The sequence below is a fragment of the Actinoplanes sp. NBC_00393 genome (assembly GCF_036053395.1).
GTDB lineage: Bacteria > Actinomycetota > Actinomycetes > Mycobacteriales > Micromonosporaceae > Actinoplanes.
The window spans coordinates 1437658-1454532 of sequence record NZ_CP107942.1; the positions used below are offsets into that span (position 1 = coordinate 1437658).

The following is a 16875-nucleotide window of genomic DNA, read 5'->3' on the forward strand; positions in this document are numbered from 1 at the left end:
CCATGTCCGAGGTCGTGACGCGGAACCCGGCGACCGGCCGGGAGCTGCTTAGATACCCCGCCCACGACGACGCGGCAGTGGCTGCTCTGCTCGGCGAGGTGTCCGCGGCGGCACGGTCCTGGGCGGATGTCGAACTGACCGACCGCCTTGCCCTGCTGCGAGCCGTCGGCAAGCTGCTGACCGAGCGCCGCGACGAGTACGCCGCCCTGATCACCGCCGAGATGGGCAAACCCCTGGCCGAGTCGCTCGCCGAGATCGACAAGTGCGCCTGGAACTGCTCGGTCGTCGCCGATCTGGCACCCGGCTGGCTCGCCGACAAGCCTCTTGAATCCGGCAGCTCGCTGTCGTGGGTCGCCTACGAACCGCTCGGCGTGATCTTCGCGGTGATGCCGTGGAACTTCCCGTTCTGGCAGGTCCTGCGCTTCGCCTGCGCGGCGTTGTCGGCAGGCAACGCGGCCCTGCTCAAGCACAGCCCGGACGTGACCGGCTGCGCCCTCGCCATCGAGCAGCTGTTCCTCGACGCCGGGGCACCCGCCGGGCTGTTCCGGTCCCTGGTCATCGAGGCCGACCGGGTGCCGTCGGTGAGTGCCCGGATCGTGGCCGACCCGCGGATCGCCGCGGTCACCCTTACCGGCAGCGAGCGCACCGGATCGGCGATCGCCCAGGCGGCCGGCGCCGCGCTGAAGAAGACCGTCCTGGAACTCGGCGGCTCGGATCCGTTCGTCGTGCTGGCCGACGCCGACATCACCGCGGCAGCTGCGGCGGCGGTCCGCTCCCGGTTCGGCAATGCCGGGCAGAGCTGCGTGGCCGCCAAACGCTTCGTCGTGGTCGACGCCGTCGCGGACGAGTTCGTGGCCGCGCTGCTCAGCGAGGTGGCTGTCCTGGAGATCGGTCCGCTGGCCCGAGCCGACCTGCGGGACACGGCCGTGCGGCAGATCAGCGAGAGCGTGGCCGCCGGGGCGAGCCTGCTGACCGGCGGGAATACGGGCTCCGGCTGTCGCCTCGAACCGACCGTCCTCGACCACGTCACGCCGGGCATGGCTGCCTTCGTCGAGGAGACGTTCGGGCCGGTGGCGGCCGTGGTCAGAGCCCGCGACGACGAGCACGCGATCGAGCTGGCCAACGACACCGAGTTCGGTCTCGGCTGCTCGGTCTGGGGCACGCAGGGACATGCCCTGGCGGTCGGCAAGCGGATCCGGTCCGGGGCGCTGTTCGTGAACGCGCCGGTCGCCTCCGACCCGCGGCTGCCGTTCGGTGGCATCGGGCGCAGCGGCTACGGCCGGGAGCTGTCCGCCGAGGGCGTCCGCGAGTTCACCAACGTGCGGACGGTGGTGATCGCATGAAGCTCGACCACGTCGGCCTCACCGTCGGTGACCTGGACAAGATGCGCGACTGGTATGCGACCGCGTTCGGTCTGACCAGCGAGTTCTCCTTCGAGATCCCGGAACATCAGTTCCGCGGCGTCATGCTGCGCGGTGACGGCTACCGCATCGAGCTGCTCGAACGTGCCGGCAGCACCGGTCACCCGTCGCCGGCGAACCCGATCGAGGCGGCTCTCACGCGCGGGTTCGGGCACATCGCCTTGGACGTGGCGGATGTCGGTTCCGCGTACGCAAGTCTCTTGGAAGTCGGGGCGAGTGACCGGATGTCACCGCGACCGTCCCCGGAACCCGGCATCCGGATGGCCTATGTGGCCGATCCGGAAGGCAACCTGGTGGAACTGCTCGACCGCGCGGGGAAACCATGACCGGGCGGCTGGCCGGCAAGATCGCGCTGATCACCGGCGTCGGCGGAGGCATCGGCGCGGCTGCGGCGGCCCGGTTCGCGGCGGAAGGCGCGCGGGTGATCGGCTGCGACCTCGACGCGGCGGCAACCTCCCACGGCGATATCCGGGTGATGGGCGGCGTCGACCTCGGCGATCCCGAGCAGGCCCGGCAGTGGGTGGACGAGGCCGTGGCGGTGCACGGCGGCATCGACATCCTCTACAACAACGCGTCCGCTCAGCGGTTCGGCACGCTCGACGAGCTGACCGTCGCCGACTGGGACTTCACCATGCGCAACGAGCTCGACCTCGTCTACTACACGGTCCGTGCCGCCTGGCCGCACCTTCGCCGGCAAGGCGGCGGTTCGATCGTCAACGTCGGGTCGATCGCGGCCACCCGCGGTGTCGAGTTCATGGCGCAGAACGCGCACAGCGCCGCGAAAGGCGGCGTCATCGCCCTCACTCTGCAACTCGTCGTCGAGGGCGGCCCGCACGGCATCCGCGCCAACGTGATCAGTCCCGGTCTGATCGAGACCCCCAACACCGCTCCGATGCTGGCCGACCCGCCTTCGCGGTTGCGCAGCGTCGTCCTCGACCGCATCCCCCTCGGCCGGCACGGCCGGCCCGACGACGTCGTGAACGCCGCCGTCTTCCTCGCCTCGGACGAATCCGCCTGGGTGAGCGGAGCGCACCTGGTGGTCGACGGCGGCGGCTCAGTTCTCGGCTGAAAGGAAAGAGTCATGTCCCACCTCAACGAGCACGGCATCACCCACCTGCGGCACGTCGATCTGGCCGTGCCCGACTACGCGACCCAGCGCACGTTCTACCGCGACACCTGGGGCCTGACCGAGGTCGGCACCGACGGCGACCTGTCCTACCTGGCCGCCGAGGGCTCGCCGGAGCAGTACATCATCCGGCTGCGCAAGGCCGCCGAGAAGCGGCTCGACCTGATCGCTTTCGGCGCGACCGACCCGGCCGCCGTCGACGCGCTCGCCGCCAAGCTGGCTTCTGACGGCATCCAGCTGGCCACCCAGCCGGGCAAGCTGCAGACCGCCGGCGGCGGCTACGGCTTCCGGTTCTTCGACATCGACGGCCGGACCATCGAGATCTCCTCGGACGTGGAGACCCGGCAGCACCGGGCGGTCGAGGAAGGCGAGGCCATTCCGGTGCGCATCTCGCACGCCGTGATGAACTCGAACGACCCGAACCGCACCCGCGCCTTCTATGAGCAGCACCTCGGCTTCAAGCTGTCGGACACGCTGTGGAGCCAGCACATGGGCGAAATGATGCACTTCATGCGGTGCAACGACTGGCACCACAGCCTGGCCATCGCGCGCGGCCCGCACACCTCGGTGCATCACGTGTCGTTCGAGATGCGCGGCCTCGACGAGTACATGCGCGGCACCGGCCGGGTCATGCGGGCCGGCATCAAGAAGATCTGGGGCCCCGGACGGCACCTGGCCGGCAACAACACGTTCACGTACTTCCTCGACCCGAGCGGCAACACGATGGAGTACACCACCGAGCTGGAGCGCCTCGAGACCGACCAGTGGCATCCCGAGCTGCACGACATCGCCGACCCGAACGTGCAGGACCAGTGGGGGACCGCCGACCCGATGAGCGAGATCATCGCCAAGGACAGCTTCAACGACCCGGACCGCGGCCTGTTCGTCGCGCCGCCGGTCTGAGCCGGCATGTTCCGACTGGACGGCAAGGTCGTCGTGGTCACCGGCGGCGCCCGTGGGCAGGGTGCCGCCGAGGTGGCTGCTCTACGGGCCGCCGGGGCGACGGTGATCGCCACCGACGTGCTCCCTTTTGACGGCGTCCACCTGGATGTCCGTGACCCCAGTGGCTGGGCCACCCTTGCGGGCTCGTTGGACCGGGTCGACGCATTGATCAACAACGCCGGGGTGGCCGGGCGGGAACGACTGCCCCATGTTGATCTGGACAATTGGGACCGGACTTTCGCGATCAATGTGACCGGGCCGATGCTCGGCATTCAGGCCCTGGTCCCGCTCATGCCGCCGGGCTCGTCGATTGTGAACGTGTGCTCGGTGGCCGCGGTGTCCGGGCACGTCGCAGCGGCGTACACGGCCAGCAAGTGGGCGCTGCGCGGCCTCACCCGGACCGCCTCGCTGGAGCTCGGGTCGCGCGGCATCCGGGTCAACGCCGTGCTGCCCGGGCTCATCGAGACACCGCTCATGGAGAACGCCTCGCCCGCCTTCCGTGGCGCTGCCCTGGCCGAGATCCCGCTCGGTCGTACCGGAACTGTCGACGACGTCGCCGGGCTGATGGTCTTCCTCTGCTCCGACGCGGCGGCCTACATCACCGGCGCCGAGATCGTCGTCGACGGCGGGCTCACCGGACACGTCTCCCACAAGGGCATCGCCGACGCGATCGCCCCTCCTGCGTAAGGACCTGCGATGTTCGAGTACTTCCCCGGCAACTACATCTGGAATCTGGGCGTCGTCGCCACGCTCAACTCCGGCGGCACGATCGACGAGGTGGACCGGGCCTGCCGGCCCATCCGGGACCTGGCGGCGCAGGGGTCCGACGTGGGCACCGAGCAGTTCATGCAGTCGTGGCGCAAGGTCGCCGACCAGGTCGAGCAGCAGGCCATCGAGGCCGAGAAAGCAGGACATCTGCGTACGGCCGGACAGAAGTATCTGCGCGCCGGCGCCTACCTGTGCCAGGCCGAGCGGATGTTGTCGAACTCGTCGCCGCTGCGCGTGCCGACGTACCGGCACCTGCTCGAAGTGATGGAGAAGTCCTTCGAGCTGATCGACCCGCGGACCACCCGGGTGCAGATCCCGTTCGAGGGGACGACGCTGCCGGCGTACTTCACCAACGCCTCGACCGACGACCGGCCCGTGCCGACGATGATCATGTGGAACGGGCTGGACTCGACCAAGGAGCACATGTACACGTCGGGCTGGCCGTCGGAGATGGCCGCCCGGGGGATCTCGGTGCTGCAGGTGGACTGCCCGGGGTCGGGGGAGGCGCTGCGTCTCCAGGGGCTCACCTCGCGGGTCGAGAGCGAGGACTGGGCTGCGGCCTGCGTCTCGTATCTGGAAAGCCGGCCCGATGTCCGACATGACCGGATTGGTTTGGTCGGGTGGTCGCTCGGTGGCTACTACGTGCCGCGGGCGGCCGCCTTCGAGAAGCGACTGGCGCTCGCGGTGGCCTGGGGCGCCAACCACAACTGGGGTGAGGTGCAGCGGAAACGGCTCGAACGCGAGGGTGAGAACCCGGTGCCGCACTACTGGGAGCATGTGCTCTGGGTCTGGGGCTCACCAGACATCGAAACCTTCATCGCCGAGGCCGAACGGGTCAATCTCAACGGCGTCGTCGACAAGATCACTTGTCCGTTGCTGATCACGCACGGGACGAACGACCGGCAGATCAACGTGGCCTACGCGCACCAGTCCTTCGAGCAGGCGGTGAACGCGCCGAAGAAGGACCTGCGCCTGTTCACGCCGGAAGAGGGCGCGACCGAGCACTGCGGGCTGGACCACCTGCCGCACGTCGCCGCCTACACCGCCGACTGGATCGAGGACACCCTGCGAGAGCTCGATGCCTGACTTCCTCTGGGGCGTCTCCGGCGCCGGCCACCAGACCGAGGGTGGCAACTCGCTCAGCGACACCTGGTTCCTGGAGAACGTGCAGCCCACGGTGTTCCGGGAGCCCTCCGGGCCGGCCTGCGACAGCTACGCCCGCTGGCGTTCCGACGTGGATCTGGCGGCCGGCCTGGGTCTGAACGCCTACCGCTTCTCGGTCGAATGGGCCCGCGTCGAGCCATCACCCGGCGTCTTCTCCTCTTCAGAGCTCGACCACTATGAAGCAATCGTCGACCACTGCCTGGCCTCCGGTCTGGCGCCGGTCGTCACCTACAACCACTTCACGTCGCCGCACTGGTTCGCCGCCCGTGGCGGCTGGCTGAACCCGGAGGCGCCTACGCTCTTCGCCCGCTACTGCACCGAGGTCACGGCCCGCTTCGGCGACCGGATCGCGGTGGCGGTGACGATGAACGAGCCCAACCTGGCCCGCCTGCTGACGTGGATGGATCTGCCGTCGTTCGTACGCGACCTGGAACGAACCACGCTCGAAGCCGCGAGCGCGGCTGCCGGCGTGCCCCGCTATCGCGCCGCGAACGTGATGCTGCCCGAAGAGATGGACGCGATGGCCGACGGCATGGAGGCCGGCCACCGCGCCGCACGCGCCGCCATCAAGACCCTGCAGCCTTCCCTCCCGGTCGGCTTCTCGCTGGCGGTCGCCGACGACGTCGCCGTGGGTTCAGATGCCGGCGTACGCGACCGCAAGCGCTCCGAGGTCTACGAGCGCTGGCTCGAGCTGGCCCGTTCCGACGACTACATCGGCGTCCAGAATTACGAGCGCCTGTTCTACGACGGCGACGGCCCGGTCCCGCTGCCGCCGGACGTCCCCCGCAACCAGATGGGCAGCGGCATCGAACCGGAGTCGCTCGCCGGCGCGATCCGCTACGTCCACGCTGAAACCGGCGTCCCCATCCTGGTGACCGAACACGGCATGAGCACCCCGGACGACACGCTCCGCGCCGCCTTCCTACCGCCCGCGCTGGAGGCCCTGCAGGCCGTGATCGCCGAGGGAGTGCCGGTGCTGGGCTACCTGCACTGGACCCTGCTCGACAACTTCGAGTGGATCTTCGGCTACGGCCACCAGCTCGGCCTGCACGAGGTCGACCGGGAGACGTTCGCCCGAACCCCCAAACCGAGCGCCGAGGTGTACGCCAAGCTCGTCGCCGCGTACCGGAACACCGCTGCCTCTGGTGGGTGACCCTCAGTCGACATCGGCGCAGTGTTGAAGGGCTGCGGGATCGCGAACGAGCACCTGCCGATAGCCGGTGCCAACGATGCCGGAGGCGCGTAGCTCACGCATCGCCTTCTGCAGGGTGATCTCCGCAGCCCCGCACATGGTTGCCAGTTCCGACTGGGTGAGGTGAATGTCGACGACGATCCCGTCGCGGTCGCGATATCCGTACGCCGTCGAGATCTCCCACAGGACCCGGGCAAGGCGCACCTTGACCGGATACGAGGCGAAGTCGACACGGCGGCGGTTCGCCAGGCGCAATCGGTCCGCCACGATGCCGGCGATCGCCATGGCGGCGTCCGGATGAGACCGCAGGAACGCGCGGAAGTCGTTGCGGTGGATGATCCGGATCGTCGACGTGCGGCAGGTGGTGACGGTCGCCGACCGGGGCGTTCCGTTCAACGCGGAGATCTCGCCGACCAGATCGCCGGAGACGCGGACATCCAGGAGGGCGTGCCGGCCGTCGGTCATGGCCGCGGTTACCTTGGTCAGACCGTCGCTGAGCAGGATGACATGGGACTCTTGGACGCCTTCCTGCAGGAGAACGCTCGACGCGGCGGCGGTTCGCGGGATCCCCAGCTGGAGGAACTCACGGCGGGTGGTTTCGTCGAGGCGGCTCAGCAATGTGCCGGGCAGCCAGGATGCTTCGGTCAAGCGCGCCTCCACGCTCACTACAACTCGCTGGCTCGACTACAGCATGCGATGCCACCGCTTCGCTAGGTAGTGATGATCACGACGGCGGCCAGGGCCACGATCAAGCCGGCCGATGCCGACGCAACACACAGGCCAGGGAGGGACCGCAAAACCCGTCCATGCTTGGCCAGGGCGATATCGGCCAGAGTGGACACGGCGCTCCACGCCTCATCCCGCTGTTCCGCGATGTCGTCCGTCTCGGGCGGGCGGGCCGGGAACGCGAATCGATTCGTTCCCGGCGGCCCGGTCAGCCGCGGAGCCAGCGTCGCCAGCAGATGCCAACCACTGACGGCGACGCCGGCCAGCCAGGCGATCGCCCCGATGACGGCCAGGGCGTTCAGGGCGGGATTGTCGAGCCGGCCCAGCATGGGTGCCTGTTGAAGAACGGCTACTGCCATCCCGCCATGCAGGCCGAGCAGAATCTGGGCCTTCATGTCGGCGTGACGAATCGTCGCCTGCAGGGACGCGGCGGCGTCCAGGGCCAGTCGCAGATCGCGGTACGGGCGGAGATCCTCAGCAGTCATGCGTCCAGTGCACCGCCGATTCCCGGACGCGAATACATCTTCGTATGTGTTCCGGCTCCGCGATCGGCTTCCGGACAACCCATAGATATACGTAATCGCCTCGGGGTGCGGCCGGTAGAGAGAAGGGGACACAACGACCCCGTCACCGGAGGGTGGACGCTCGTGCCCGAGATACCGGATCCGCATCGCCGAGTCCTCGTCGCGGCGGACATGGAGAGCTACAGCAGGCGGAACAACGTCCTGCAGCATCGCGCCCAGCTGGCGTTCCGGCGGATCATGGACGATGCCACCACGGCGGTCGGGCTGAACCGCGTCGACTGGCAGATCCAGCAGGGCGGCGACGGAGAACTGGCAGTCCTGCCGGCCGGCACCAGCGAGCGGACCGTCGCGGCCCGGCTCGCCCCGGTTGCCGATCAGCTGCTACGAGAACACAACCAGGGGCTCGCCACCGAGGCGAAGGTCCGGCTCCGCCTCGCCGTCCATCAAGGGCTCGTCCACCTGGACGGCGCCAACGGATTCCCGAGCGACGCCGTCGTCCACGTCTGCCGGTTGGTCGACTCGCCGCAGCTCAAACAGGCACTGCGGACCTTCACCGGCGCGAACGTGGCGCTCATCGTCTCGGATTCGCTGTACCGCGAGGTCATCGAGCATTACGGCGATCTGCGCCCCGACCAGTTCGCGCAGGTCCGCGCCGAAATCCCGGACAAAGGCTTCAGCGCCGCCGCCTGGATCTACGTCCCCGGCGAGAATGCCGCAGGCGCGCCGACCCAGGCCCATTCATCGCCGGCCCCGACGACATCACCCGAGGTGCCGGTCAGCCAGTCCTTCAGCGGAATCACCACACACGGGCCCACCCAGTTCGGCAACCACAACACGATGCGGAACTCCGATGGATGACGACAAGCCGGAAGAACCGGGCGCCGATGTGGTTCCGGTCGACGAATCACCGGCGAGCGGCGCCGACGAGCAGACACCGGCGGAGCCCGCGCCGGAGCCGCCGACTGTCCCCGAGGCAACGCCCACGCCGGTGGGCAGCCCGGTGGAGGAGGGCGACGCCGCTGCGATCGACCCGGACTCCCTACTGATCGACCGGCATGTCGCCAGCGAGATCTTCGGTGATCTCTACACCGGCACGACGACCCACGGGCCTGCGCAACTCGGCAACAACAACACGATGCACAACTACTTCGGGAAGCAACCGCTGGACCCGATCATCAGTAAGCTTCCCGCGCTGTCGGTCTACGTCGCTACCGATGTCGACGACCAGCTCGATGACATGCTGTCGCGACGATCGACGGCCTGCCTCGTCGGGCCCCGGAACTCGGGCCGATACAGCACCGCCCGTGCCGCCCTGGGACGTAGGCACAAACGCGGTCCCGTTTTCGAGATCGCATTGCCCACCGATGTCACACCGGAAGCCCTGCTCGCCAAACCGTCCCGACTGGCCGAGGACAGCGGCTTCCTGCTGCGGCTACCCGGCGACGGCCACATCGACGTGATGCGCAAGCTGGCCGCTCTCTTTCGTCAGCGGTCCTCCAGCCTGCTGCTGATCAAGGACGAGGAACCGAGGCGATCGGACCTGCACGGAGGTGAGGTCCGGCACCACGCGCCCGAACCGATCGAAGTCTTCCGCAGTCACCTGACAAATGCGCTGCCTGACGTGGAGGCCGAGGTGATCGACGGATACCTCACCGACGAGGTCGAGGCCGCGCTCAAGGCTGTCTACGGTCCCAAGGAGAGCGTCGCGCTCGCGAATGCGATTGCCCGAGAGCATCCGGCCAGCAGTGAGCGTCTGTCGGCGATCCTCAACCGTTCTCAACCCAAACGGCGCGAGCGAGCCGCTGCCATCCTGCTGCCCGGCACGAGTGAGTCCTCGGCGAAAGGCCGCAGAGCCGGTCAACACGAACGCGCCTTCCGGCTGTCGTATGCCGTGTTCTATCGCCGTCCACTGCACTACGTGTTCGAAGCGGCTGATCTGCTCCTCCGCGAGATCGACAGCGCTGCGCTCCGGCCTGACTGGGGCAGCATGGCGCTGCAGCATCCGGTTCCGGAACTGCTCGGGCCGGTGCTGAAGAAGGACTGGGAAGCCGGGCGCGAAGCCGGCAACGCCGCGCTCGGTGGATCCAGGATCGCCTGGATCAGGGACGCGGGCCTGCGCGGAGCAATCATCGACGTCGCCTGGCACGACTTCGACGGCACCCGGAGATCTCTGCTGAAGTGGCTCGACCGTCTGGTCTCGGAAGGCGACGAAACCATGCGGCGAGCCGCTGCGGAGACCGCGGGACTTCTCGTCCACTACGACTTCGAGCGCGTGCATGAGGACCTGGTCGACAGGTGGGCCGCCTCGCCGAAACCCGACGTCCGCCAGGCTGCGGCGTGGACCATGCGGCTCTCCGACATGGCCGGCGACGTCGGGCCCAAGGTCCGCGCGAAACTGAGCGAATGGTGCTCCAGCCGGAGCAACTATCAGAGCGACACGGCCGCTCGCGTCTATGCGAGCGGACTCGAGCAGACCGTCCTCGCATGGAGCATGTACGACCTTGCCCGGGTTGCCGGCACTGCATATCAGAAGCGGCGGCGGGTGGTCGCGGAGGCGGTGAATCAACTGTATCGGCCCGACCGGGCAGGGTGGATCCTTGCCGAACTGCGTGTCTGGGCCAAAGGGACACCGCTCCTTCAGGTGCACGCCGTAGGCGCAATGCTGGCCCTGACCGCCAGGGTGGATGCGGAGGCGCCGGACGGCCGGCCGGATCTTCTCGCGCGGCTCGCCGAGGGGAGCATCGGCATCGAGGATCTCGGCCACCTCTGGCTCGTCGCGTTCTTCGAGGCCGGCACCGCAACGACAGCCGCGATGACACTGGCGCGATGGATCCGGTACGGCGAGTCGGCAGAAGAATTTCGTCCCTATCTCATCGCGCTCTTGGACGCGATGGTCCCGAAGCCGGCGATGCGCCGACGGATCTTGTTCTACCTGAAGAGAATGCCCGGCTTCAAAGACGGGCTACCCGACTGGATGCAGGAGAGGAGGCGGGACTCGTGAGCACCGAATACGGACCGGTGTCCCCGTCGGTAAGCAGATGGCTGCGCTTCAGCGCCTGGCTCGGCCGGATGTGGCGGGCTTTCCTTGCTCTGTTCAGCCCACCACAGCCTGAACCGGAAGCCTTGCCGGTTCCCGTCTCGCCGGCACCGCCTCCGCCGCCGCCGCCACCTCCGGGCCGGTTGAGCGGGCGGCGCAAGCTGCAGAATCCGATGGTGGTCCCGGCCGATGGCTATATCTACACCTTCCAGGTGTACGCCACCTTCATCTGGGAGGCCGAAGGCCTCTACAAGGATCAGCTGAGCAGCGCCATGGACGGCCATATGCCGTTTGCTGTCCGGCATCTCAAGGCACTCGCCGCACAACACGCGCGGCAGCATGCGCCGCACCGCGCCCGGGAGTTGGAAGTAGCGCTGCAACAGTCACTCAAGGAGAAGGGCGCCTGGAAATTCAGCTGGAACGGCGTGGCATTGAGCTGCAGGCCGCACATCTGGGTGGAGCTGGACGATCAGGTCAAGCAGGCTGTGCAGCCTTACTGGGAGCAGCTGATCAAGCTCGATTGTGAGCATGACGTGCAGGTGCGGCGCGCCGAGTACGCCGAGAAGATGAGCAAGCAGTGGACCGCGATCCTGACCGATCTCATGGGCAGCCCGGTAGCCGACGGCGCGGCCGAGATGACCGAGAAGGAGCTGTTCGAAGTGGTCCGGAAGATCGTCGCGGAACAGAAAGCTGCTGCTGAGAAACTCGAGGACCTGATGGCGAGGAAGGCCGAGGAAAGCGACAACTTCGAGCGCACCGACCATTTCGACGCATTACGTGAACGACTGGAGCGTAGGGCGGACCGGCAGTTCGCCGGCGCCGACACCGCCGCCGGAAACGGGAGCGGCCCGCAGCAGTGAGTGCGTCACAACGTGGTCCCGGCGATTCCTCGCCGGGACCACCGACGTGACTCAGTGGGTCCGGAACTGTTCGCTGTGCAGGCCGAACGAGCGGTCCAGCTTCGGCATCCAATAGGCGTCGTCGTGCCGGCCCGGGCCGAGCTGGTAGTCGTGGCGGACGCCCTTGGTGGCCAGCGCCGTGCTCATCTGCTGGGCGGCCGCGCCGAAGCGGTACTCGTCGGCGTCGCCGCCGTCGAAGTAGTAGCGGTGCCGGTTCAGGTCCGCCGCCGGCATCGCGGCGACCATGGTGAGGGGCCGCAGCCCGGCGTTGGCGGCCTGTTCGGCGGGGGTGCCGGCCAGCGGCGGCAGGCTCAGGGCGCCCATGTGGCTGGCGATCGAGCTGAACACCGCGGGGTTGCCCAGGCCGAGGGTGAACGCGCCTTGCCCGCCCATCGAGATGCCGCTGATTCCGCGGTGGTCGCGGTCGGCGATCGTCCGGTAGGCCCGGTCGACCAGCGGCACGATCTCGTCGACGATCATGGTGCGGTAGTTGCCGGCCGCGGTGTCGACGTACCAGCCGCTGCCGCCGTCCGGGAACACGACGATCATCTCGGCCAGGCCGTTGTCCTTGATCAGCTTGTCGAGGACGCTGTCGATGTCGCGTGCCTCCCACTCGATGTTGCTGCCGTTGACGCCGTTGAGCATGTAGACGACCGGGTACCGCTTGGCGTTCGTGCGGGTGTAGCTCGCCGGCAGGTACACGTTGAACTGCGCCCGCCGGCCCATCGCCGCGGAGGCGTAGTCGTCGCGGAAGAAGCGCGCCTGGTCGCCGAGTTCAAGCTGGCGGCGCGGGTCCAGGTAGAGCAGTTCCCGGGTCGGCGGCAGGCCGGTCCAGGTGCGGATGGTGTCCGCCACGAGCCGGCCGCGGGCGTCCACGAACACCTCGGCCTGCGCGTCGGTCAGCGTCACCGGGCCGTTCTTCAGCAGGGCCCGCAGCTCACTCAGCCGCCGTCCGGCGGTGTCACCCTGGTGGAAGAAACCGGGGGCAAGAGTCGCGGCATACCCGCGAAGATCACCGGCGGCCACGGCGCGATGCTGCCGGCTCAGCACGGCACAGGCGTGCGCCAATTGGGTACGCGTAGCAGCAGTCCCGGTGATCCCCGCGAGGGACCGCAGCCGGGCCTTGGTGAACAGGCCGACCGGCCCCTGGTAGAAGCCGCCGCCACCAGTGCCGTCGTAGACGCGCACCGCGAGCACGTTGGTGCCACCCCATCGCAGCAGCCCGTCCGCCGGGTAGTACTCGCGCGGCACCTCCCAGGTCGAGTCGAACGACGGCGGGAAGCCCCCGGTGCGCCCGATCTCCTGGCCGTTGAGGAACGCCTGATCCGCGTCGTCGATCTTGCCGAGCGCGGCGACCACCGCCGAGTCGCTGACCCCGGCCGGCCGCTCGGGCAGGGTGAATGTCTTGCGGTACCAGGCGAATCCGTCGTACGAGGCGAGGTCGGCGTGGGCGCCCCAGTTGTCCGGGACGGTCCAGTCCCGCCAGGCGCTGTCGGCGAAGGCGGGATCCGCCCACGCGACGTCGTCGCCGGTGCTGAACTTCCAGCCGTCGCCCGCCAGGTCGACTCCGAAGTCGGCGGAGCCGGTGGTGGCGCACGACGTGTCCGAGGGCTTAGGCCCTGCTGAAGCCGATGTGGGAACGTTCACAGATACAAGCGTGAGGAGTAGGGTGCCCAGCAGAGCGCTGCCTGGGCGGCGGAAGCGAGCGGTGGTCGGCATCGAGCCCTCCTGGCGGAGACGCACACAGGTTCACACACGAAACGTGGTGGACGAACATTGACAACTTTCGCAATAGATGTCAACCACGTCCGAAACTGTCGGAATCGGCGAGGGCATCGCCGAGCGGTGTGCGCTGATAGAGGACGGACCGACCGGACCGGGCGCGGCTGAGCAGCCCGGCGCGGTGCAGCACCGCTAAGTGGTCGCCGACCGCGCCGGTGGTCATGCCGTAGGCGCGGGCCAGCTGGCTCGTGCTGGCCGGGTCGGCGAGGGCGGCCAGCAGCTGGGCGCGGGAGCGGCCGAGCAGCGCCGCCAGCGGCTCCGGCGCCGACGGTGGGCCGTGCTCCAGCAGGGTGGCGACGCCCCGCGCCGGGTAGACGATCGCTTTCGGCCACGGCTCGTCGGCGAATACCGCGAACGAGGGCCAGACGAAGACCGACGGGACGAGCAGCAGGCCGGACCCGCCCAGCACGGTCGTGCCGCCCACGCGGCCGATCAGGTCGATGCCGCCGGAACGCCAGCGGACCTTCGGGTGCAGGCCGGCCAGGGCCGCCGCCCAACCGGAGCGGCTCAGCTCGCCGGAACGGTGCACCACGTCGCGTTCGCAGAGCAGGCGCAGCCGCGGCCAGTCGTCGGCGAGCAGCGCTGCCCAAGCCGTGGCCAGGAAACCGGCGAGCTGGTCCAGCACGCCCGGCGAGGTCAGCACCGACCGGGCGGGTCCGGTGGCGTCCGGGCGCCGCTGCAGGTAGTAGTCGATCTCCGCGCGGGCCACCGCCGGCGGCGTCGCGAGCAGCGCGGTCAGGTCGTCGTTGATCGTCTGGGCGAGCCGCCGCGGCGGCGGCGACAGGATGTTCGCGCCCGACCGCGGCAGCCGCAGGGTGAGGATCGCGGCCAGGGCGGGGTCATCGCGCAGCGCGGCGAAGCGCGGCCGCAGCCGGCCCAGCCACCTTTCGGGTACGCCGTGCGAGTGCGGCCCGGCCAGCCCACGGATCAGGTGCTGCAGCTCGAAGACGGGCGACAACGCGAACCTGGTCTGCAGTAGGTCCTCCGCGCCGACCTCGAACCGGATCACCCCTCGACCTTACGTCCCTCGACGAAACATTAGAGGTACGGCGTACGCCCCGGCACGCTCCACCCATGACCGTGACCGACCGGCCCGCCACCTACCGTGAGGTGTTCGCCGAACGGACCTTCCGCGCCCTGTTCGTCGCGCGGACCCTGGCCATCGGCGCCAACGCCCTGCAGATCTTCGCGCTGTCCGTGCTGGTCTACGCGGGCACCGGCTCGCCCCTGCTGAGCGCGCTCGCGTTCGCGGCCGGGTTCGCGCCGCAGTTCGTCGGCGGTCTGCTGCTCGGTTCGCTCACCGACCGGCTGCGCCCCCGGCCGCTGATCACCATCGGGTACGCGGTGGAGGCCGTCCTCGCTGCGGTGCTCGGTCTGGTCGTGCTGCCCGTACCGATCAGTCTCGGTCTGGTCGCGGCGATCGCCTGCTGGACCCCGGTCTTCGCCGGGTCGGCGGCGCGGGTCATCGCCGAACGGCTCACCGGCGACGCGTACGTCCTCGGCCGCTCGGTCTCCAGCATGTCCTCCTCGGCCGCGCAGCTGCTGGGTCTCGCCGGCGGTGGCGTAGCCGTCGCGGCGCTGGGCCCGCGCCCCGCCCTGCTGTTCGCCGCCGGCCTGCATGTCGTCGCCGCCGTGGCCGTCCGGCTCGGGCTGCCGGCGTCGGTCAAGCAGCCGGCGCCGGACCGCGGCGGAACGGTCCGGGACAGCTGGACCGGCGCGATCAGCCTGCTCAGGGACCGGGTCATCGGCCGGCTGCTGCTGGCGCAGTGGCTGCCGGCGGCGTTCGTCGTCGGGGCCGAGGCGCTGTTCGTCGCCTACGCGGCACGACGCGGATTCCCGGCCGCCGCGGGCGCGGTGCTGATGGGCGCACCCGCGGCGGGCATGTTCCTGGGCAACTTCGTGGTCGGCCGGTTCCTGCGACCGTCGCTGCGGGAACGGTACGCCGCCGCGTTCGTCGTCCTGCTCGGCGCGCCGCTGATCGGCTTGGTCCTGTCGCCGCCACTGCCGGTCGCCGCCGGGCTGCTCGTGCTGGCGGGCACCGGCTTCGCGTACGGTCTGGGCCTGCAGCGGGCGTTCCTGGAGGCCGCGCCCGACGGGCGTACCGGACAGTTGTTCGCCCTGCTGTCGACCGGCCTGATGGCGCTGCAGGGCCTCGGCCCGCTGGTGTTCGGCGCCCTCGCCGAGGTGACCTCACCGCTGCTCGCCATCGTCACGGCCGGAGTGGCAACCGTGCTGGTCGCCCCACTGGTACGCCGGTGACACCATCGACCCCGTGAATGCGCTGTCGCATCGGGGAATCAACTACGACACCGGAATCAATTTCGTGCCCGGCTCGCTGTCCCGGGAGTTCTGGCATTCCAGCGACGTCGAGCGGGACATGCGCGCCATCGCCGGCGACCTGGGATGTGACGCGGTAACCGTGCTCGGCACGGATCTGGACCGGCTGCGCGAGGCCGCCGAATTCGCGCTGGCCCAGGGAATGGACGTCTGGTTGCAGCCCCGGCTCGTCGACGCCAAGCCCGCGGCTGTTCTGGAACACCTCGCGCAGGCCGCTGAGCTGGCCGAACGTCTGCGGGTGGCGCATCCGGGCCGGATCGTGCTGAACGTCGGCTGCGAGCTGAGCCTGTTCATGCGCGGCATCCTGCCCGGCCGCAGCTTCATGACCCGCATCCGCGGACTGATGGTCACCTACTTCCTCATGCCGGTGTTCAACGTCCGGCTCAACGCCCATCTCCGGAAGGCCTGCGCGGTCGCCCGGGAACGATTCCACGGGCCGATCACCTATTCGTCGGGGGAGTGGGAAGGCGTCGACTGGCAGTTGTTCGACTATGTCGGCGTCGACTATTACCGGCAGGCGAGCAACGCCTCGACATACGTCGAGAAGCTCCAGCGGTACCGGCGGCACGGCAAACCCGTGGTGATCACCGAGTTCGGCTGCTGCACGTTCACCGGGGCGGACCAGAAGGGCGGCGGTGGCTTCCTGATCGTCAAGTGGGGTGATCCGCCGACCATCAAGCCCGGATACCGGCGGGATGAACAGGTGCAGGCGGACTATATCGGCGAATTGCGGGGAATCTACGCGCGGGAGGGTGTCGACGCGGCTTTCGTCTTCGCCTTCAGTGAGCCGTCGAATCCGTACCGGGAAGATCCCACCTATGACCTGGACATGGCGAGCTACGGCATCGTCAAAGTGGTCCGGCCGGCCACGGCCGACGACGCCGAGGTGTGGGAGCCGAAGGCGGCGTTCGAACGGCTCCGCGAGCTGAACAGCGGGTAGGCGCTTCGGAGAGGTGA

16 protein-coding genes are annotated in these 16875 nt (G+C 69.0%); 12 read left to right on the plus strand and 4 right to left on the minus strand.

All coding sequences use genetic code 11. From position 1 onward, the window contains the following. Positions 1-2: 2 nt before the first annotated feature. From OHA21_RS06525 to OHA21_RS06555, 7 genes are read left to right on the plus strand one after another with little or no spacing between them, the layout of a single operon-like run. Positions 3-1343 carry an aldehyde dehydrogenase family protein gene (locus tag OHA21_RS06525; protein WP_328471172.1) on the plus strand — a complete coding sequence of 447 codons (1341 nt, stop codon included), beginning with the start codon at positions 3-5 and terminating at the stop codon, positions 1341-1343. After that, complete coding sequence (locus OHA21_RS06530; protein WP_328471174.1) at positions 1340-1747, plus strand: VOC family protein; 408 nt, start codon at positions 1340-1342, stop codon at positions 1745-1747. The genes OHA21_RS06525 and OHA21_RS06530 overlap by 4 nt, the downstream gene beginning before the upstream one ends. Next, positions 1744-2490 carry an SDR family NAD(P)-dependent oxidoreductase gene (locus OHA21_RS06535; RefSeq protein WP_328471176.1) on the plus strand — a complete coding sequence of 249 codons (747 nt, stop codon included), beginning with the start codon at positions 1744-1746 and terminating at the stop codon, positions 2488-2490. The genes OHA21_RS06530 and OHA21_RS06535 overlap by 4 nt, the downstream gene beginning before the upstream one ends. A gap of 12 nt (positions 2491-2502) precedes the next feature. After that, a complete protein-coding gene (locus OHA21_RS06540) occupies positions 2503-3450 on the plus strand; it encodes a VOC family protein (protein ID WP_328471178.1) in 948 nt (315 codons plus the stop codon). A 6-nt stretch (positions 3451-3456) separates the two neighbouring features. Continuing rightward, entirely contained in the window at positions 3457-4176 is a 720-nt protein-coding gene (locus tag OHA21_RS06545) for an SDR family NAD(P)-dependent oxidoreductase (RefSeq protein WP_328471180.1), read from the plus strand. A 9-nt stretch (positions 4177-4185) separates the two neighbouring features. After that, positions 4186-5343: an alpha/beta hydrolase family protein gene (locus OHA21_RS06550; RefSeq protein ID WP_328471182.1), complete on the plus strand. Its 1158-nt coding sequence runs from the start codon at positions 4186-4188 to the stop codon at positions 5341-5343. Further along, entirely contained in the window at positions 5336-6574 is a 1239-nt protein-coding gene (locus OHA21_RS06555; protein ID WP_328471184.1) for a glycoside hydrolase family 1 protein, read from the plus strand. Before OHA21_RS06550 ends, OHA21_RS06555 begins: the two co-directional genes overlap by 8 nt. A gap of 3 nt (positions 6575-6577) precedes the next feature. On the opposite strand, the gene OHA21_RS06560 is transcribed toward OHA21_RS06555, so the two are convergent. Further along, positions 6578-7261 carry a Crp/Fnr family transcriptional regulator gene (locus OHA21_RS06560; RefSeq protein ID WP_328478323.1) on the minus strand — a complete coding sequence of 228 codons (684 nt, stop codon included), beginning with the start codon at positions 7259-7261 and terminating at the stop codon, positions 6578-6580. 62 nt (positions 7262-7323) lie between these two features. After that, positions 7324-7824: a hypothetical protein gene (locus tag OHA21_RS06565; protein WP_328471187.1), complete on the minus strand. Its 501-nt coding sequence runs from the start codon at positions 7822-7824 to the stop codon at positions 7324-7326. 171 nt (positions 7825-7995) lie between these two features. Here OHA21_RS06565 and OHA21_RS06570 point away from each other — a divergent pair, with 171 nt between their 5' ends. The 3 genes from OHA21_RS06570 (at position 7996) to OHA21_RS06580 (ending at position 11760) form a co-directional block, all read left to right on the plus strand. Further along, positions 7996-8721, plus strand: a complete 726-nt coding sequence (locus tag OHA21_RS06570; protein ID WP_328478325.1) for a hypothetical protein — start codon at positions 7996-7998, stop codon at positions 8719-8721. Next, on the plus strand, positions 8714-10864 hold the full coding sequence (locus tag OHA21_RS06575; RefSeq protein WP_328471189.1) for a hypothetical protein: 2151 nt from the start codon (positions 8714-8716) through the stop codon (positions 10862-10864). The genes OHA21_RS06570 and OHA21_RS06575 overlap by 8 nt, the downstream gene beginning before the upstream one ends. A 197-nt stretch (positions 10865-11061) precedes the next feature. Next, positions 11062-11760, plus strand: coding sequence for a hypothetical protein (locus tag OHA21_RS06580; RefSeq protein ID WP_328478327.1), 699 nt, complete (start codon positions 11062-11064; stop codon positions 11758-11760). Positions 11761-11811: 51 nt separating this feature from the next. Here OHA21_RS06580 and OHA21_RS06585 read toward each other — a convergent pair whose 3' ends face one another. Next, on the minus strand, positions 11812-13446 hold the full coding sequence (locus tag OHA21_RS06585) for an alpha/beta hydrolase (protein ID WP_328471191.1): 1635 nt from the start codon (positions 13444-13446) through the stop codon (positions 11812-11814). Between the two features lie 151 nt (positions 13447-13597). Then, positions 13598-14590, minus strand: coding sequence for an ArsR/SmtB family transcription factor (locus OHA21_RS06590; RefSeq protein WP_328471193.1), 993 nt, complete (start codon positions 14588-14590; stop codon positions 13598-13600). Positions 14591-14655: 65 nt separating this feature from the next. On the opposite strand from OHA21_RS06590, the gene OHA21_RS06595 reads away from it, so the two are divergent. Then, positions 14656-15840, plus strand: coding sequence for an MFS transporter (locus OHA21_RS06595; protein ID WP_328471195.1), 1185 nt, complete (start codon positions 14656-14658; stop codon positions 15838-15840). 13 nt (positions 15841-15853) lie between these two features. Next, the gene (locus tag OHA21_RS06600) at positions 15854-16858 is read left to right on the plus strand and encodes a hypothetical protein (protein ID WP_328471197.1); all 1005 of its coding nucleotides are present in this window, start codon (positions 15854-15856) and stop codon (positions 16856-16858) included. Positions 16859-16875 lie beyond the last annotated feature (17 nt).